Source organism: Streptomyces regalis (assembly GCF_001509475.1).
In the GTDB taxonomy this organism is placed as follows: domain Bacteria; phylum Actinomycetota; class Actinomycetes; order Streptomycetales; family Streptomycetaceae; genus Streptomyces; species Streptomyces regalis.
Window position 1 is genome coordinate 44,173 of sequence record NZ_LLZG01000001.1, and the last position, 16,971, is coordinate 61,143.

The window sequence follows — 16,971 nt, forward strand, 5'->3', positions numbered from 1 at the left end:
GGCTGCGATGCTGTCAGTTGACAGTGCCGACCGAGGAGGCGCCCATGCCCGAGCCGTCCGTCCTTGCCGCGCTGGTGTCCGCTCTGCGAGGTGGATCCATCGAAGTCGTCGACCTCACCTCACCCTTGTCGTCGTCGACCCCCGTGATCCAACTGCCGCCCGAGTTCGGGCAGACCGCCGTCTTCGAGCTGGAGGAGATCAGTAGGTACGACGACCGGGGCCCGGCCTGGTACTGGAACAACTTCCGCAGCGGCGAACACACCGGCACCCACTTCGACGCCCCGAACCACTGGGTCACCGGCAAGCACCTCGCCGACGTGGCCTCGGTGCCGGCACGCAGGCTGATCGCACCGGCGGCGGCGCTCGACTTCACCGGCGAGGTTGCCAAGAATCCCGACTTCCTCGTCGAAGTCGATCACATCAAGGCTTGGGAAGCCGACAACGGCCCCTTGCCCGAAGGCGGTTGGCTGTTGCTGCGCACCGGCTGGGATGCCCGCTCGCATTCCCAGGAGGCCTTCCTGAACGCCGACGAGAACGGCCCGCACACCCCCGGTCTGTCGGCGGAGTGTGCCCGCTGGGTCGCCGAGGAGGCGCCGGTGATCGGCCTCGGTGTCGAGACGGTGGGCACGGATGCGGGACGTGCGTTCTCGTTCGACCCCGCTTTTCCCTGCCACTCCTTTCTCATGGGCAGCGACAAGTACGGTCTGACCCAGTTGCGGAACCTCGCCGCGCTGCCGCCGACCGGCTCCGTCGTCATAGCGGGACCGCTTCCCATCGTCACGGGCTCCGGGGCCCCCGCACGAGTCCTCGCCCTGGTGGAGCGCCCATGAACGTCGCGGAAGCGGTCGGCCGGGCGCTGTGCGCGGCCGGGGTCGGCCAGGTCTTCGGGGTGGTCGGATCGGGCAACTTCCACGTGACGAACGCGATGGTCGCCGCGGGGGCGCGGTTCGTGGCCGCCCGCCACGAGGGCGGCGCGGCGACGATGGCCGACGCGTACGCCCGGACCAGCGGCACCGTCGCGGTGGTGAGCGTGCATCAGGGACCGGGCCTGACGAACGCGATGACCGGCATCGCGGAGGCGGCGAAGAGCCGTACACCGCTCGTCGTGCTCGCGGCCGAGGTGACCGAGCCCAGGTCCAACTTCCATGTCGACCAAGAGGCGTTGGCGCACGCGGTGGGCGCGGTCTCGGTTCGGGTCACGTCGGCGGAGAGCGCGGTGGAGCAGGCGTGTGCGGCGGTACGGCTGGCGGTGCAGGAGCGGCGTACTGTCCTGCTCAACCTTCCGCTGCCGGTGCAGGCCCTGGATGTGCCCGACGGAGCTCTGGCGCAGGCCGCGCCCCCGCCGGAACGGGCCGCGGTCGAGCCGGACGCGGACGGTGTGAGGGCCTTGGCGGACCTGCTCGGCCGGTCCCGGCGGCCGGTCTTCGTGGCCGGCCGGGGCGCGCGGGGCCCCGGCAGCCGGGAGGCCCTGGAGGCGCTCGCCGAGCGCTACGGCGCACTCTTGGCGACCTCGGCCGTCGCCCACGGGCTCTTCCACGGCAACCCCTGGTCCCTGGGCATCTCCGGCGGCTTCGCCTCGCCCTTGGCCGCCGAGCTGATCCAGGGCGCGGATCTGATCGTCGGCTGGGGCTGTGCCCTCAACATGTGGACGATGCGGCACGGCCGTCTCATCGGCGCCGACGCGACCGTCGTACAGGTCGACGACGAGCCGTCGGCACTCGGCGCGCACCGGCCGGTGCACCTCGGTGTCACGGGCGATGTCCGACTCACCGCACGCGAGGTGGTCGAGGCGAGCGTCGGCGGAGAGCGGGAGGGCTACCGGACGCCGGAGGTCGGTGCGGCGCTCACGGCACGCCTGCGCCGGCGTGACGTGCCGCACGAGGATACGAGCACGCGTGAGCGGATCGACCCGCGGACGTTGAGCGCCGCGCTCGACGACATCCTCCCCGCGGAGCGGGTGCTCGGCGTGGACTCCGGCAACTTCATGGGGTACCCGAGCGCGTACCTGTCGGTGCCGGACGAGAAGGGCTTCTGCTTCACGCAGGCCTTCCAGTCGATCGGCCTGGGGCTCGCGACCACGATCGGGGCGGCGCTGGCACAGCGGGACCGGCTGCCCGTGGCCGCGCTCGGCGACGGCGGCGCGCTGATGAGCGCCGTGGAGCTGGACACCGTCCGTCGGCTCGGGCTGCCCATGGTGGTCGTCGTGTACGACGACGAGGCCTATGGTGCCGAGGTACACCACTTCGGTCCCGAGGGGCACCCGCTCGACACCGTCCGCTTCCCGCCGACGGACATCGCCGCTATCGGGCGGGGCTACGGCTTCGAGGCGGTGACCGTCCGGACACGGGCCGACCTGAAGGCCGTGGCGGACTGGGTCGCCGGGCCGCGATCCACGCCGTTGCTCGTCGACGCCAAGGTGGCCGCCGATCGCGGGTCCTGGTGGCTGGAGGAGGCGTTCCGCGGCCACTGAGCGCCGGTTCGTGGCCGCCGGAAACGCACCGACCCGCCTGCCGCAATCGCTGTCGGCAGGCGGGTCGGTTCGGTTCGGTTCAGGTCGATCGGTCGGTCGGTCGGATCAGACCGCCGGTGCCGGGTAAGTCGGGTACTCGACTCCCGAGACGTGCTGGACGACGCGGATGACCTGGCAGGAGTAGCCGAACTCGTTGTCGTACCAGAGGTAGAGGATCGCGTTGTCGCCCTCGACCTTCAGGGCTCCGGCGTCCACGATCGACGCGTGACGCGAGCCGATGAAGTCGCTGGAGACCGCGTCGGGGGCGGTGATGAAGTCGATCTGGCGCCGCAGCGGCGAGGTCAGCGACACGTCGCGCAGGTAGTCGAGGACCTCCTCGCGGTCGGTCTCACGCGCGAGCTGGAGGTTGAGGATCGCGATCGAGACGTCCGGCACCGGGACGCGGATCGAGCTGCCGGTGATCCTCGCCTTGAGGTCGGGCAGCGCCTTGGCGACGGCAGAGGCGGCGCCGGTCTCGGTGATGACCATGTTCAGCGGCGCACTGCGGCCGCGGCGCTCGGACTTGTGGTAATTGTCCAGCAGGTTCTGGTCGTTGGTGAACGAGTGGACGGTCTCCACATGGCCGCGCAGCACACCGAACTCGTCGTCCATCGCCTTCAGCGGGGGGACTATGGCGTTGGTGGTGCAGGAGGCGCAGGACAGGATCTGCTCGTCCGGCTTGATCGTGTCGTGGTTGACGCCGTGCACGATGTTGGGGACGTCGCCCTTGCCCGGCGCGGTCAGGACGACCTTGTCGATGCCGGGGCGCAGGTGCTGGGACAGGCCCTCGCGGTCGCGCCACTTGCCCGTGTTGTCGACGAGGATGGCGTTCTTGATGCCGTACGCCGTGTAGTCGAGCTCGGACGGGTCGTTGGCGTAGATCACCTTGATCTCGTTGCCGTTGGCGACGATCGTGCTGTTCGCCTCGTCGACGGTGATCGTGCCCTGGAACTGGCCGTGGATGGAGTCACGGCGCAGCAGCGAGGCGCGCTTGACGAGGTCCTCATCGGCTCGGCCTCCGCCGCCGCGGACGACGATGGCGCGCAGCCGCAGGCCGTTGCCCGAGCCGGACTTCTCGATGAGCAGGCGGGCGACCAGGCGGCCGATGCGGCCGAACCCGTAGAGGACGACGTCGCGGCCCTCGCCGCGCTCGATCTTGTTGGCGCCGGTGGCACCGGCGACGGCCTCGGCGGTGAACGCCTCCACGGACAGACCGCGGTCGTCGCTCTTGTACGTCGCGGCCAGCATGCCGATGTCGATCTGGGACGGACCGAGGTCGAGCGCGGCGAGCGCCTGGAGGAAGGGCAGGGTCTCGGTGACCGAGAGCTCCTCGCCGGCGATCTGCCGGGCGAACCGGTGCGTCTTCAGGATGCTGACCACCGACTTGTTCACCAAGGAGCGGCTGTGCAGCAGGACGGTGACGTCCCGCTCGCGGTGCAGCTTCCCGATGATCGGGATCATCGACTCCGCGATCTCCTCGCGGTTCTTCCAGTTGGTGAACGAGTCGTCGTTGACAGTCACGAGCGCCTATCTTTCGAGCTAGGTAGCGCTCATATGCTAACCACTCGTGGCGATGATCATTCAAAGGGGGGTCTGTGGACGTGGTAATGCCCGTTATTGGGGTGGTTTGCGTAGAGCGCTCCGTTGGTGGGGCCTTGCGGGTACGACGGGCGGAGTGACCGTATGGAGTTGGAACTTCGGCATCTGCGGGTGCTGTGTGCGATCGCCGACGCGGGCAGCGTGGGCCGGGCGGCCGCGGAGCTGGGGTACTCGCAGCCCGGGATCAGCACCCAACTCCGGCGGATCGAGCGGCACTTCGGTGAGCCGCTGTTCGAACGCGGGCCGACGGGAGTGCGGCCGACCAGGTACGGCGTCGAGGTGGTGGCTCAGGCCCGCGACGTCCTGACCCGCGCCGCCGCGATCGGGCGCCGTCCGGCCGCCGGGGCCGCGACCGCACGTCGGACCCTGCGCGTGGCGGCGACCAACTCGCCGATGCTGGCCGGCATGGTCTCCGGGGTCCGTGCCCGGCTGCCCGAGGTCCCGCTCGCGGTGAGCAGCGTGTACGCCTCCTCGCGGATCGTCGAACTGCTGGAGGACGGCACGGTGGACGCGGCCATCGCCGCGGACTACCCCGGCAGGGAGCTGGAGCACTCCGACGCGGTGGTCCATCGCGGCATCGTCACCGAGCCGACGTTCGTGGCCCTGCCGTCCCGCCATCAGCTCCGGCACCGCCCGCAGATCGCGCTCGCCGACCTGGCCGAGGAGGCGTGGTTCGTGACGCCCGACGACGGGGCGGGCTGGCCCGGCGTCTTCCACGCCGCGTGTGCGGCGGCCGGTTTCACGCCGGCCACGGTGCACGAATTCCTCGGCGACCAGCTGCAGTTGCAGGGAATGATCGCCGACGGGCTGGGTGTGTCCCTCGTGCAGGCCACGCTGCGGCCGATCCCGCACGTCGTCGTCAAACCGCTGATCGGTACGCCGCTGTGGTGCCGCTACGTCCTGGCCTGGCGGCGGGAAACGGTCCCCGGAGAACTCGCCGAGACGCTGTTCCAGTCCGCCACCGTCGCCTACCGCGAACTCGCCGCGCAGTCCCCGCACTTGAGGACCTGGGCCGCACGCACCTGGAGCGTGCCCGGGGCCTAGCGGCTGCGGTGGCGGCGCGGGGCGTTATGGCTCAGCGGTGCCATGTGCTATGTCACACGCCATTGTTGGGGCAGGCGGGCGCTGGGACAGTGCCTCACACGCCTCAGCACTCCCCGTCGAGGCGCATCAACTCCCTGGAGGTATCCCGATGCGCTACCGCTTAGAGCTGCCCAGACGCACGCTCGGCGCACTCGCTGTCTGCGCCACGCTCTGCGGCCTCCTGTCGACGCCCGTGTTCGCCGCGCCCCCGGCCGATCCCGACGCCAGGCCCTCCGTGGCCGCACCCCACAGGACGCCCCCACCGCCGACCGCCTCAGTCACCGATGCCGCCGACCGGACCGCCGTACAGAAACAGGCTCTGAATCCGGCCCAACTCCCGCCTCTCACACCGACGCACGCGCAGGATCCGCCGCCATCGAGGGGCGCCGGTAAACCGAAGTCGTGCAACCCGGGCGACTTCGGCGGACGGACCGGCGCCGCACTCGTCGCGTTCGTCAAGGCGTCGACCACCGAGTGCGTCAACACCCTGTTCGCCGTGCGGGGTTCAGATGCCCGCGCCGTCTTCCGCGAGTCCCAGATGGTCACCATCGCGCAGGCGTTCACGAGCACGGCCCGGACCTACGCCGGTGACAACTCGTCGCGGGTGCTGCAACTCGTGCTGTTCCTACGGGCCGGCTACTACGTACAGTTCAACAACCCGGACGACGTGGGCCCGTACGGTACATCCCTGGCCCGCAACGCCACACGCGGCCTCGACACCTTCTTCGCCCGCCCCCACTCCAGGGACGTCAGCGCCGCGAACGGCGACGTGCTGGGCGAGGTCTTCATCCTGACCGACAGCGCCGACCAGCAGGCCCGCTATCTCGGGGTCTACCAGCGGACGTTGCAGGACTACGACAGCTCCTACGACGGCATCCGCAGCATGCTGGCGGCCGTCAACTCCGTGTACACCCCGCTCTGGCGCGGCAACTGGAACCCCGACTACGTCAGGGCGGTCACCGCCGACCCGTCCATCGCCGGGACCCTGCGCACCTTCGCGCTGGCCCACCTGGACCTGCTCGGCACCGACCGTGCGTACCTGACCTCCAACGCGGGGATGAACCTGGCCCGTTACGTCGAACACCCGGCGCTGCGGCCCACGGTCCGCCCACAGGTCAAGCACCTCCTGGACTCGTCCCGCATCACCGGACCCACGGCCGGCCTCTGGGTCGCCGTGGCGACACAGGCCGACTCCTACGACGGCGCCAACTGTTCCTACTACGGCGTCTGCGATCTGAGCGGCCAACTCACGCGCGCGGCCCTGCCGATCACCCACGACTGTGACGCCACCCGCACCCTTCGGGCCCAGTCGCTCACCTCGGCCGAGCTCGCGGCGGCGTGCGCCAGTGTGCTGGGCCAGGACGCCTACGTCCACGACCTCGTCAAGGACGACGGACCCATCCCGGGCCAGTACCTGTCGACCCTCGACCTCGCCGTCTTCGCCAGCGCCCAGGACTACCGGACCTACGCCGGAGCGATCTTCGGCATCAGCACGGACAACGGCGGCATGACGGTGATCGACGACCCGACGGACCCCGCCAACAAGCCCTTCGCGGTCATGTACCAGAAGAGCCAGGACACCGGACACGCCGCCAGGATCTGGAACCTCAACCACGAGTACACGCACTACCTCGACGCCGTCCACAACATGAAGGGCGACTTCGGGCAGCAGACGTCGGTGCCGGACGTCTGGTGGATCGAGGGCGTGGCCGAGTACGTCTCCTACGGCTACCGCCGCATCACCTACGACCAGGCCGTCACGGAGGCGGGCAGGCACACGTACCGGCTGAGCACGCTGTTCCAGAACACGTACGCCAACAGCGACGTGACCCGCACCTACCCGTGGGGCTACCTCGCGGTCCGGTACATGTTCGAGAAGCACCCGGCCGACATCCAGCGCATGCTGGCCCGCTTCCGCGTCGGGGACTACGCGGGCGGCTACGCCGTGTACAACACCGACATCGGTACCCGCTACGACGCCGACTTCGACCAGTGGCTGACGGAGTGCGCGGCCGGCGCCTGCGCGACGACGCCGGCCGTCACTCGAGAGTCGTCTCGGGGATCTGCACGTTGATCAGCTCCCCGGAGCGCCGGTCGACGGTCAGGCCCCGGCCCGGTCTGCGGTTGCGCAGATGAGCGTGGGTGAGCCGGACGCCCAGGATGTCGCCCTCCATCACATTCTGGGGGTCGAGGAGTACGCCCCGGCGGTGTCGCTTCAGGGCACTGAGCCAGCCCATGGCACCCGCCATCGTCTCCCCGGTGACACCGGCGGCCACGCCCACGCCACGGTCCCGGCCGGACTCGACCAGGGCCCGCAGGTCCTGGTCGATCTCCGGCAGGATCAGCAGATCGGCGTCGTCGACAAGGACCACCCGGGGCTCGTCGCCGCTGCCCAGAGCGGCGGCGAGCTCCTGTGCCGTGGGGGACTGCGAGGTGAGCAGCCGTACACCCGGATGACCGTTCAGGGCGCGCAGCGGCGACTCCCGGGGTGTGAGCACGACGAGCCGGGTGCCGGAGGCGAGCAGGGAGACCGCGAGGCTCGCCAGCGTGGTGCTGCGGCCGGAGCCGGGCGGCCCGGCGACCACGAACGTCGGCGAGGAGCCCGCGAAGTCCACCCCGACCGGTGCGACATCGTCGCCCCCCAGCCCCAGCAGACCCCACAGGGGCCGTCGCAGTTCCTCGGGCACCTTCTCGTACGCCGCCGTGAACTCCACGTTCGCCGGCAGAGTGCCGATCCGCACGGGCCGCCGGGCGGCGGGCAGTCCGGCGTCGCGGCGGGTCGCCTCAGTGCCGATGGCGCGCAGCGCCTCCGCCTGTTCCTGACCGGTCGCCCCGGGTGCGAGCAACGCCACCTGGATCTCGGTGCTGTCGGAGGTCCAGCCCTGTCCGGGTCTGATCACGTCGGGCAGGTCGCGGGAGCGCTTGCCGACGACGTGGTAGTCGGTGCGGTCGTTCAGCCGCAGGAGCAGCTTGTTGTCGTTGAGCGCGGTGGCCCGCCCGGCCAGCAGCGCGCGCTCGGAGGTGGCGACGACGTGCAGACCCGCGGCGGCGCCTTCCCTGAGCAGGCGGTTCAACTGGTCCATCTGCCGGCCGCCGTTGTGCTCCGCGATGAGGTCCACGAGCGCGTCCCAGCCGTCCACGAGCAGCAGGACGTGCGCCGGACGCTCGCCCGCGGGCACGATCTCGCGGAGTTCCGTGAGATTCGCCGCGTGATGGTGAGTCAGCTGCTCCTGACGGCGGTGCAGTTCGGCGTCGAGCCGGGTGAGCAGTCGTTCCAGCCGTTCGTGGTCGCCGCGCGGTACGACGGCGCCGCAGTGCGGCAGCACGCCCAGTGCGGACAGCGCACCGCCCGCGAAGTCGATGCCGTACAGATGCACGTCCGCGGCGGAATGGGCGCGGGCCAGCGCTCCGGCCATGGTCCGCAGCACCTGCGACCGTCCGGAGCGCGGGATGCCGATGACGTACAGATGGCCGAAGGTGGCGAGGTCCAGCCGCACCGGCTCCTGCGCCTGTGCGCCGGGCACGTCCGACAGGGCCCAGGGCACCGGGACCAGGCGGGCGTCGCCGGTCTGCTCGGGCTGCGGCAGATCGTCGATCAGCACGCAGTGGCCGAGCGGGGGCAGCCAGGGGCTGGACTGCGGGGCGCAGCCGGTGATCTCCGCCGCCTCGCGCACCGCGTCCACCAGTGCGTTGAGGTCGGTGGGGGAGTCGTCGTCCATGGCGGGAGCGCCGGGCTCGGCTTCGGCGCTCGGTATGCCGACGGCGCGGCCGAGTCGCTGCCACGGCAGTTCGGTACCCCAGATCCGGGGAGCCCCCGCCTCGGTCGCGCGCTGCGGCTGACGCACCGGCGTCGCTCCGGGGCGGGTCGCTCCGGAGTACGCGGTCTGGAACGGTACGACCGTGCCGTGGCCGAGGCGGGCCAGGGCCCGGCCCGGGGTGTTCGGCGAGATGCTGACGGCGTCCTTGGTGTCGATGACGTCCTGGCTCTCGGTGGCGTCGGTGACGCGCAGGGCGATCCGCAGGTTGGTGTTGGCGCGGATGTCGGCGTTGACCACACCGGCCGGACGCTGGGTGGCCAGGATCAGATGGATGCCGAGGGACCGGCCGCGCTGGGCGATGCTCACCAGACCCGGGATGAAGTCCGGGATCTCCCGGTAGAGCGTGGCGAACTCGTCGATGACGATGACCAGCCGGGGCACCGGTTCCAGCTCGGGGTCCCGGCGGCGCATGTTCTGGTACTCGGGCAGGTCCTTGGCCCCGGCGGCCGCCAGGATGTGCTCACGGCGCACCAGTTCGGCCGACAGCGAGGTCAGCGCCCGCTGGACGAGGTGGCTGTCGAGGTCGGTGACCATGCCGAGGGTGTGCGGCAGCCGGACACAGTCCTTGAAGGCGCTGCCGCCCTTGTAGTCGACCAGCACGAAGGTCAGCTCGTCGGGCCGGTTGACCACGGCGAGGGAGGCCACCAGGGTCTGCAGCAGTTCCGACTTGCCGGACCCGGTGGTGCCTGCGACGAGGCCGTGCGGTCCGTCCTTCACCAGGTCGAAGGCGGCCGGACCGTCGTAGCCCGCGCCGAGCAGCACCTCGGTGGAGCCCGGCCGCCGGTCCCAGCGTGCCGAGACGGCCTCACCGCTCGGTTCCGGCAAACCCAGCAGGTCGAGCAGGCCGACCCGGTCGGGCAGGCCCTCCGAGGCGTCCGGGGTGACGTCGTGGATGGGGGCGATGCCCCGTGCCAGGCGCTCGCACCAGGCCGGTTCGACCAGGTCCGGGCGGATGTCCGGGATGGCGGGCAGGCCGGTGCGGCGCAGGGTGAGCCGGTGGTTCTCGTACCGGACCACCGCGGTGCACTCCTCGGGCAGGAGCCGCTCCTCGTGGTCCAGACAGAGCGGGAAGATCCGTACGGCCGGGCCTTCCTTGAGGATGGAGACCACGCCGGGCACGTCGCGGAGCCGGCGGGCGCCGTCCATCACGACCAGCACGTCCGGTTCGCTGAGCAGCGCCTTGCTCATCGTCGACTCGGCGGCCCGCTGTCGGGTGCGCAGGGTGGAGACCAGCTCGGCGACGCGGTTGGCCACCGTCTCCGGGTCGTTGCCGATGAGGGTGACGGCGCCGCCGCGGGATCCGGGCAGGCCGTCCCGGGAGTGCGGCAGCCAGCGGGCCCAGTCCCAGGACTCCTCGGACGCCTTGTCGGTGAGGACGACGATCCGCAGGTCGCGCGGCGTGTGCAGGACGGCGGCCTGCGCGGTCAGCCAGCGGGCCAGCGCCTGCACCGGGCCCGTCTCACCGGCCAGGCCCACCACTCCGCAGTGTTCGAGGTCGACGCTGACGGGCGCGTCCGGGATGGTCCAGTGCACGGACGTGTGGTTGTCCTCGCGCGCCGCATCGTCGATGCCGAGCAGGGACGGCTGGCTCGCGGTGCCCAGCCGGAGAGCCAGGTGGTCGGGGTCGCCGCGGCGGCGCTCCCACAGCCGGCGGCCGGGGCCGACGCCCCACAGGCCGGCCAGCGCCGGGTCGGGCGCGCTCTCGGTGCGCAGCCGCTGCTCGGTGACGACCTTCTGCCGGACGTCCTCCTCCAGCGAGGCACGGCGCAGCCGATACGTGCGGGACTTCTCCTCGAAGTCCTTGCGGGCCGTGCGCCGCCCGCTGACGTGGTTCGCCGCCATCAGCAGCGGCGACAGGAACATGAAGAGCAAGTAGTAGTACGAATGCCAGATGAGCACCATGCCGAGGCCCATGATCATGGGGGCGAACGCCACCAGGAACGGGATGGGCCTGCGACCGGGCGGCTCGGGCGGTCCGGGGAGGCGGAAGCGCTCGGGTTCGAGGTGCGGCAGGATGCGCGGCGGCCGGTTGTAGTCCAGTCCGCCACCGCCCTCGGAGGGCACCACGGCGGCGTCCCGCTGCGTCGGTTCGGACAGCCGCAGCAGATACTCGCCGAGGGCGAGCTCGCCGCCGAGCGGCCAGAGTTCCCAGCCGTCGGGGAGGGCGGCCGCATCGGTGACCTGCTCGGCCGGCTCGTCCTCCTCGTCCTGGTCCGCGAGGGGGAGCAGCGGCACGTTGGGCTTGCCTCGGTGCTCAGGCGGCTCCGGTACGGACAGGCCGGCGGCGCCGTCCTCCGGCAGTTCGACGAGGGCGGAACCGTCCGGGCGAACGGAGATCCGTATGCCGTCGGACGGAAGTCCACGACCCTGAAGCGGCACTGCGGAACCCTCCACCGGGCCGATGCCGTGCGTGCCGAGGCCGAGCGCGTACACCCGCCCCGCATCGGGTCCTCCCACCACCTGCAGTTCCACGACCGGCGAGTGGTCCACCTGCTGCGGCTGCGGCATGGCGGACCGCTGCGGGCCGTACTCCGCGCCGCCCCGCGGGACGGGCGCGCCGAGCCCGACGAGGCTGCCGTCCATGACCGGTGTGCCGGCCAACGGGGCGCCGGGGGACAGCGGTTCGTCGCCGACGTAGCACACGGGCACGTTGCCCGTGGCGGGGGCTGGGTCGTCGGTGCGCAGCCGGGCCAGGTGTTCGGCGATGTCCCCCACGGGGGTGGCGGCGTCGGCGCTCAGCACGATGTCCTGACGGCTCGTGGGGTCGCCGTCGGCAACGGTGGTGATGAGGAGTTTCATGTCTCCCCTTTTGGGGTGGTTCGTAGGGCGAGCAAGGACTTGCGGTGCCGGTGTGCGGCGGCGGGCTACTCCCCGCCGGTGGACGACGCCTCGGCGGGGTGGGACCGTGCCGAGGCCGGTTCGGACAGGAGGTCGGCACCTGCGACGGTCCGGGCCGGGGCCAGGGGCTTGGGCTCCTCGACGAACTCGGACAGCTCGGAGAGAGCAGACGGCTCGGACTGCCCGGCCGGTTCGGGCGCCCGCCACTCCTGTTCCGTACGCGGCTCGACGGCCCGCTCGACCGGCCGCTGCCGCTCCGGTGCGCGGCGCGCACGGCGCCGATCGGCCCGGACGGCCGCGGCTACGGCCCGGCTGAGCGGGGCCGAGTCGGCGTACAGGTCGAGTTCCGGGGCGGTGACCCGGCCGCGGCCGTCGACGCGCAGGGCCCAGCTGTGCCCGGCCGCCGGGCCGTCGGTGAGACAGACGACGGTGCCGGTGGCGGCGAGTGCGCTCAGCCGCCGGGCCTGTTCCCGGGTGGGGGAGGCGCAGACCACGACGGTGGTGGCGGCAGTGACCGCTTCTTCCTCCTCCGTCGCGGCGGGCGTGCCTTCCAGCCGGCGCAGCACGCTGTCGAGCGGTTCCCCGTGGTAGTGCGGGTGGACGCCGTCCGTCACGGTGACCGAGGCTCCGCTGCCCGGTCGGTCCAGTTGCGCGGCCAGCGCCTGGAGCAGCCGGGTCCGCGTGACCGTATCTCCCTCGACGGTGATCATCCGTGGCCCGGCGGCCAGGTCGAGGTGGACGCAACTGTCGTCCGCCATGCCGACGGCGACCGGCAATGGCCGCACCCGGGCGCCCGCGCGGGGTGCGGCGTCCGGCAGCGACTCCTCGTCGTCCAGGCTCAGGCACCAGGACTGCGGGCCGATGCCGTCGGCGACCTCCCAAGGGGCGGGCGGGGCGGGCAGCCGGCGGGCGGCGATCTGGACGGCGGCCCGACCGGGCTCCGTCCGCAGCCCGTAGGCGAAGGCCCCGGGCACATCGCCGAGCGCCGCTCCGGCCGCGTCCAGCAGCCGCCGCACGAGCAGGCCGGACCGGGGGTCGCACAGGTGGCGGGCCAGCGCCCGCACCCCACGACGGTGGCGCCGGAAGGCACGCAGTGGCTCGCCGAACGCCCGCCTGGTCAGGGTGAGTTCTCGGGCGACACCCCGCCGGAACCGCCGCCAGCCGCCGCGCTTACGGACGACGTGCCGCAGCAGCAGGAACAGCAGCAGGAGTACGGCGACGGCGACCAGCAGCGTCGTCATCAGCGACGAGTCGGGCTTGGCCAGCGAGATCAGGTGGCCCTGCGCCGGGACTGCCGCCGTCATGCGGCCACCACCGCGTCCTCGGGGTGGCGTCGGCGCAGCTCCCGTATCGCGTGATGTGCGCGGGACTTGACCGTGCCCGGCGGTATGGAAAGGGCGTCCGCGGCGTCCGGGCCGGTCCAGCCCAGCATGTAGACGTAGAAGAGCACCTCGCGGTGGGGCAGGGAGAGGCGGGAGAGGGCGTGCACGAGGAAGCGGCGGTGCACCGCCTGGCCGATCGGGTCGACGGGCTCGGCGTGCGACTCCAGCAGCTCCTGGTGGTACTCCGGGCGGGCCTGCTCGCGTCGCGTCCAGTCCACCACCAGGTTGTGTGCCACCCGGAACAGCCAGGCCCGCGAGGGCGACCAGTCCGGCGGCTGGTCCGCGCTGCTCAGCCAGGCGCGCAGCAGGGTCTCCTGGACGAAGTCCTCGGCGCGCTGCCGGTCGCCGCGCAGCAGGCGGGAGACGTAGCGCAGGAGCGGCCCGTGGTGCTGTTCGTAGAGCTCGCGGAAGGAGCCTTCGCAGGCGGGAGCGCTCCCACCGGGTCTGTGGGAGCTCCCGGCAGCGTGGCAGGTGGTGGACGTTCTCATGTGTTGCCTCCCCCGGAACCGGCGCCTGTGTCGTGGGCCGGTCAGGTCGGGACGCCGCGCGGACGCGGCGCGTAGCTGAGCAGTTGGAACGCGGGTGCCCAGGTGACCACCGCATCCACGAGCGGAACTGGTGGTTCCTGTTGGGCGGTGAGTCTATGAGTGTCGGCGGGACTTTCAAGCGTCTTTGAGGTGAACGTGAGGTTCGGCATGAAAACCCGACCAGGGCGAACGGGGATTGTGTCCCGTTCGCCCTGGTTCATCTCACTTGTTGGGCATCAGGCGGGGATACCGCCGGCGATCTGCCCGTCGAGGTCCCTCACGGACTGAGCGATCTGCTGGAACTGCTTGGAGAACTCGGTGATGTTGTTCACCGCCTGGGTCACCGACGTGTTGAAGTTCGCGTAGGACTCGCGCAGCTTCGGGCTGGTCTGCGCCAGCATCAGGCCGTCGCCGAGCAGCGCCTCGACCTCACGCTGGAGGTCCGACAGCTGGGGGACCAGCGTGGAGCTGACGGCGTTGTTGAGCTTGGCGGCCGCGGCGTTGACCGCCTCTTCGTCGACGTGGGTCTTGGCCATCGTGGTCTCTTTCCTTTGCGGTGCGCCCGGTCGCGACCGGCCGTGCACCTGGGTGGTGGAACTGCCGGGCCCGCGGATGCGGGCCCTTGGGACCCTGCGGGCGCCGGGGGGAGGGCGCCCGCAGGGAGTCATGGGAGAGGAAGCCGGGGGATGGGATGCGCGTCCGTCCGCGGGACGGTCACCGCCAGTTCTCTCCGAGCGTCCCGAGCGGGGGTTCGTCGCCGTAGCGGGTGTGCTGGGTGCTGGATTCCTTCAGGTACCAGGTCCCGTTCCGGTTCTTGTACCAGACCTCTTGGATCTCGTTGTTCGCGTCGGCGACGTAGCGTGTGGTGTCCGTCGTGACGACTCTGAGCTCGGAGCCATCGAGGCGCATGTAGTCCGTCCGGGTGTTGCCGTCCGGCAGCTCGATGGCCATCGGCGGGGAGAAGGAGTCGTCGGCCGGGCGGCCTGCGCCGTCGACGAGCGGCTTCTCGACCGTCAGGTATGCGGGCGGCCTGCCCACGCCGTTCGCGGCGTTCTCCTCGCCTGCGGGGTCACTGTCCCTGTCCCAGGTCAGGGTCCATTCGCCGTCCGGCGTCTTGCGCCACGTCTGGAGCGCGGCGCCCTTGTCGTCGGTGACGTAGCGCATCGATTCCCCTGGGCCGTACTCTTCGGGATTCGCGTCCATGTACACCTTGGTGACGGTGCCGTCGGAGCGCTGGGTGGTCGTCACGGAGTCGCCCTCGCGGGGAAGTGATCGGTATGTCTCGGTGTACGTCAGCCCGTTCTTGTTGGTGATCGTGGTCGTCGTCTCGACCGGGTTGCCGTTCTTGTCGACCTCGATCTGACCGTCGGCGTCCAGCTTGTACTCGACCTTCGTGTGACCGTTCTCGTCGTCCCGCTCGTAGGTGGTGGGTACGGGGGGCGGTGGGGTCTCCGACGGGCCGTCCCCGCCGAGTTCGCGGTTCATGTGCAGCGGGTTGGGTTTGCCGCTCTCCGGGGTCCAGGCCGGTTTCTTCGCCAGCTCTTCCTGCTCCGCGGCGTAGTCCTTCTGCATCTCCTCGGCCCGCTGCCGCAGCGGTTCCTCGTCCTTGTCGAGCTGCTTCTGCGCCTCTTCGGTCGCGGCCTGGTCCTTCCACAGGTCCTGCTGCTCTTTGTCCAGCTTGTCCCATTCGGGAGTGAAGGCGTCCTGTTCCTTCCGCAGGGCGTCCTGCTCCCGGTTCAGGTCGCTCTGGTCCTTCTGCTGCTCGCCTTCCAGCGTCTTGCGCTCGGCGTCCTGTTCCTTCCAGAGGTCCTGCTGCTTGCGCTGCAGCTCCTCGGCCCGCTCGCCGAAAGGTTCCTGCTCCTTGGCGAGCGCCGCCAGCTCCTTGTTCAGCGCCTCCTGCCGCGTCTGAAGGGGTTCGAGCGCCTTCTCCTGGTCGGCCTGCAGCTTCTCCAGGTCGTCCCATTTCTTCTGGAGGGGCTCGCCCTCCCGCTTCCACAGCGCGTCCTGTTCGGCCCACAGGGCGTCCTGCCTCTTCTGCCAGGCGTCGAGTTCGCCCTGTGTGACGCCCTTCTTGCGCAGCAGGGCGTCCCGTTCCTTCCAGAGCGCCTCCTGCTTCGCGGTCAGGGCGTTGCTCTTGGCGTCGTAGGTGTCCTGTTGCTGCTGCAGGGCCGCCTGCTGCGCCAGGTAGAGAGCCTCCTGCGCATGGCGCTGGTCCGACTCCTCCTTCCGCAACTCCTGCTGCCTGCGCTGCAGTTCGTCCTGGCGCTGCCGCAGGGGCTCTTGATCCTTCTGCAGGGCCTCGGATTCCTTGTTCAGGGCATCCTGCTTCGCCGCGAAGGCCGCTTCCTGCTCCTCCCGCTCGGCCTTCTGCCGCTGCCACAGCTCCTGTTGACGCCGGGCGAGTTCATCCTGGCGTTGCCGCAGCGGCTCCTGCTGCTTCTGGAGCTCCTCCTGCTGCTTGTTGAGGTCCGCCTGGCGCTTCCCCTGGGCGTCCTGCTCCTTCTGCAGAGCCGCCCGTTTCTTCTCCAACTCCTGCTGCTGCCGCTCCAGGTAGAGCTGCCCGGGTTTGTGCCGCCGCTCCAGGTTCGCGGCCTCGGCCCGTTTGTACATGGCGTCCTGCCGCTGCTTGTAGGCGTCGTTCTCCGCCTTGATGTTCTGCCGCTGGTAGGACGCCGCCATCGCCGCGGCGTTGACCGCGGTCGACGCGTCGGAGTCGTAGAACGCCTTGCCGATCTCGTCGAGGAGGTTGCCGAGGTCGGTCATGACCTGCCAGGCCTCGCGGAACGACTTCTGCCAGGCGTCGTAGAAGTTCGTCAGTTCCTCGGCCGTGTCCCGGCGAGGCCCGATGTCACCGGCGGCGAAATTGCGGTCCGTCTGCGAGGAGACGTTCAATTCATCGCGGAGATGCCAGATCTGGCGGGCGAGGACGTACATCAGATCGTAGTCGACCGAAATGCGGGCCACGTCTTTCCGTCCTTTCTTCCGGTGCGAGGGTCGAGGAAACACGGATGTTCGCGATATCGAACGAGCGGCGTCGTCGTATCCGCCCTGTAGACGCAGAGACGGACCCGAAAGGTTCAAATGAATTTCGCCCGGCACCCTACTGACCAGCAGGTATGTGGTATCCGTCACTTCATTGAACTGCTGATCCCCTTGAATACGTCACCAGGAAGTCATCCGCATGCAGAGCCGCCGACCCTCGCGGTCCTGGACAC

10 protein-coding genes are annotated in these 16,971 nt (G+C 70.6%); 4 read left to right on the forward strand and 6 right to left on the reverse strand.

What is annotated here, in order from left to right; genetic code table 11:
- Positions 1-44 precede the first annotated feature (44 nt).
- Both ADL12_RS00190 and ADL12_RS00195 read left to right on the forward strand, forming a co-directional pair.
- The gene (locus tag ADL12_RS00190) at positions 45-830 is read left to right on the forward strand and encodes a cyclase family protein (protein WP_062697097.1); all 786 of its coding nucleotides are present in this window, start codon (positions 45-47) and stop codon (positions 828-830) included.
- Entirely contained in the window at positions 827-2,470 is a 1,644-nt protein-coding gene (locus ADL12_RS00195; RefSeq protein WP_062697099.1) for a thiamine pyrophosphate-binding protein, read from the forward strand. The genes ADL12_RS00190 and ADL12_RS00195 overlap by 4 nt, the downstream gene beginning before the upstream one ends.
- A 105-nt stretch (positions 2,471-2,575) precedes the next feature.
- Here ADL12_RS00195 and ADL12_RS00200 read toward each other — a convergent pair whose 3' ends face one another.
- Positions 2,576-4,030 carry a glyceraldehyde-3-phosphate dehydrogenase gene (locus ADL12_RS00200; RefSeq protein WP_062697101.1) on the reverse strand — a complete coding sequence of 485 codons (1,455 nt, stop codon included), beginning with the start codon at positions 4,028-4,030 and terminating at the stop codon, positions 2,576-2,578.
- 162 nt (positions 4,031-4,192) lie between these two features.
- On the opposite strand from ADL12_RS00200, the gene ADL12_RS00205 reads away from it, so the two are divergent.
- Both ADL12_RS00205 and ADL12_RS00210 read left to right on the forward strand, forming a co-directional pair.
- Positions 4,193-5,152 carry a LysR family transcriptional regulator gene (locus tag ADL12_RS00205; RefSeq protein ID WP_062697103.1) on the forward strand — a complete coding sequence of 320 codons (960 nt, stop codon included), beginning with the start codon at positions 4,193-4,195 and terminating at the stop codon, positions 5,150-5,152.
- 148 nt (positions 5,153-5,300) lie between these two features.
- Complete coding sequence (locus ADL12_RS00210) at positions 5,301-7,265, forward strand: collagenase (protein ID WP_079051771.1); 1,965 nt, start codon at positions 5,301-5,303, stop codon at positions 7,263-7,265.
- On the opposite strand, the gene ADL12_RS00215 is transcribed toward ADL12_RS00210, so the two are convergent.
- The 5 genes from ADL12_RS00215 to ADL12_RS00235 form a co-directional block, all read right to left on the reverse strand.
- The gene (locus tag ADL12_RS00215) at positions 7,231-11,808 is read right to left on the reverse strand and encodes an FtsK/SpoIIIE domain-containing protein (protein ID WP_062697106.1); all 4,578 of its coding nucleotides are present in this window, start codon (positions 11,806-11,808) and stop codon (positions 7,231-7,233) included. The two genes, ADL12_RS00210 and ADL12_RS00215, sit on opposite strands and share 35 nt — an antisense overlap.
- Before the next feature lie 65 nt (positions 11,809-11,873).
- Complete coding sequence (locus ADL12_RS00220) at positions 11,874-13,151, reverse strand: hypothetical protein (protein ID WP_062697109.1); 1,278 nt, start codon at positions 13,149-13,151, stop codon at positions 11,874-11,876.
- Positions 13,148-13,717, reverse strand: a complete 570-nt coding sequence (locus ADL12_RS00225; RefSeq protein WP_062697111.1) for a sigma-70 family RNA polymerase sigma factor — start codon at positions 13,715-13,717, stop codon at positions 13,148-13,150. The genes ADL12_RS00220 and ADL12_RS00225 overlap by 4 nt, the downstream gene beginning before the upstream one ends.
- Positions 13,718-13,992: 275 nt before the next feature.
- Entirely contained in the window at positions 13,993-14,292 is a 300-nt protein-coding gene (locus ADL12_RS00230) for a hypothetical protein (RefSeq protein ID WP_062697112.1), read from the reverse strand.
- A 178-nt stretch (positions 14,293-14,470) separates the two neighbouring features.
- Entirely contained in the window at positions 14,471-16,720 is a 2,250-nt protein-coding gene (locus ADL12_RS00235; RefSeq protein WP_062697114.1) for a coiled-coil domain-containing protein, read from the reverse strand.
- Positions 16,721-16,971 lie beyond the last annotated feature (251 nt).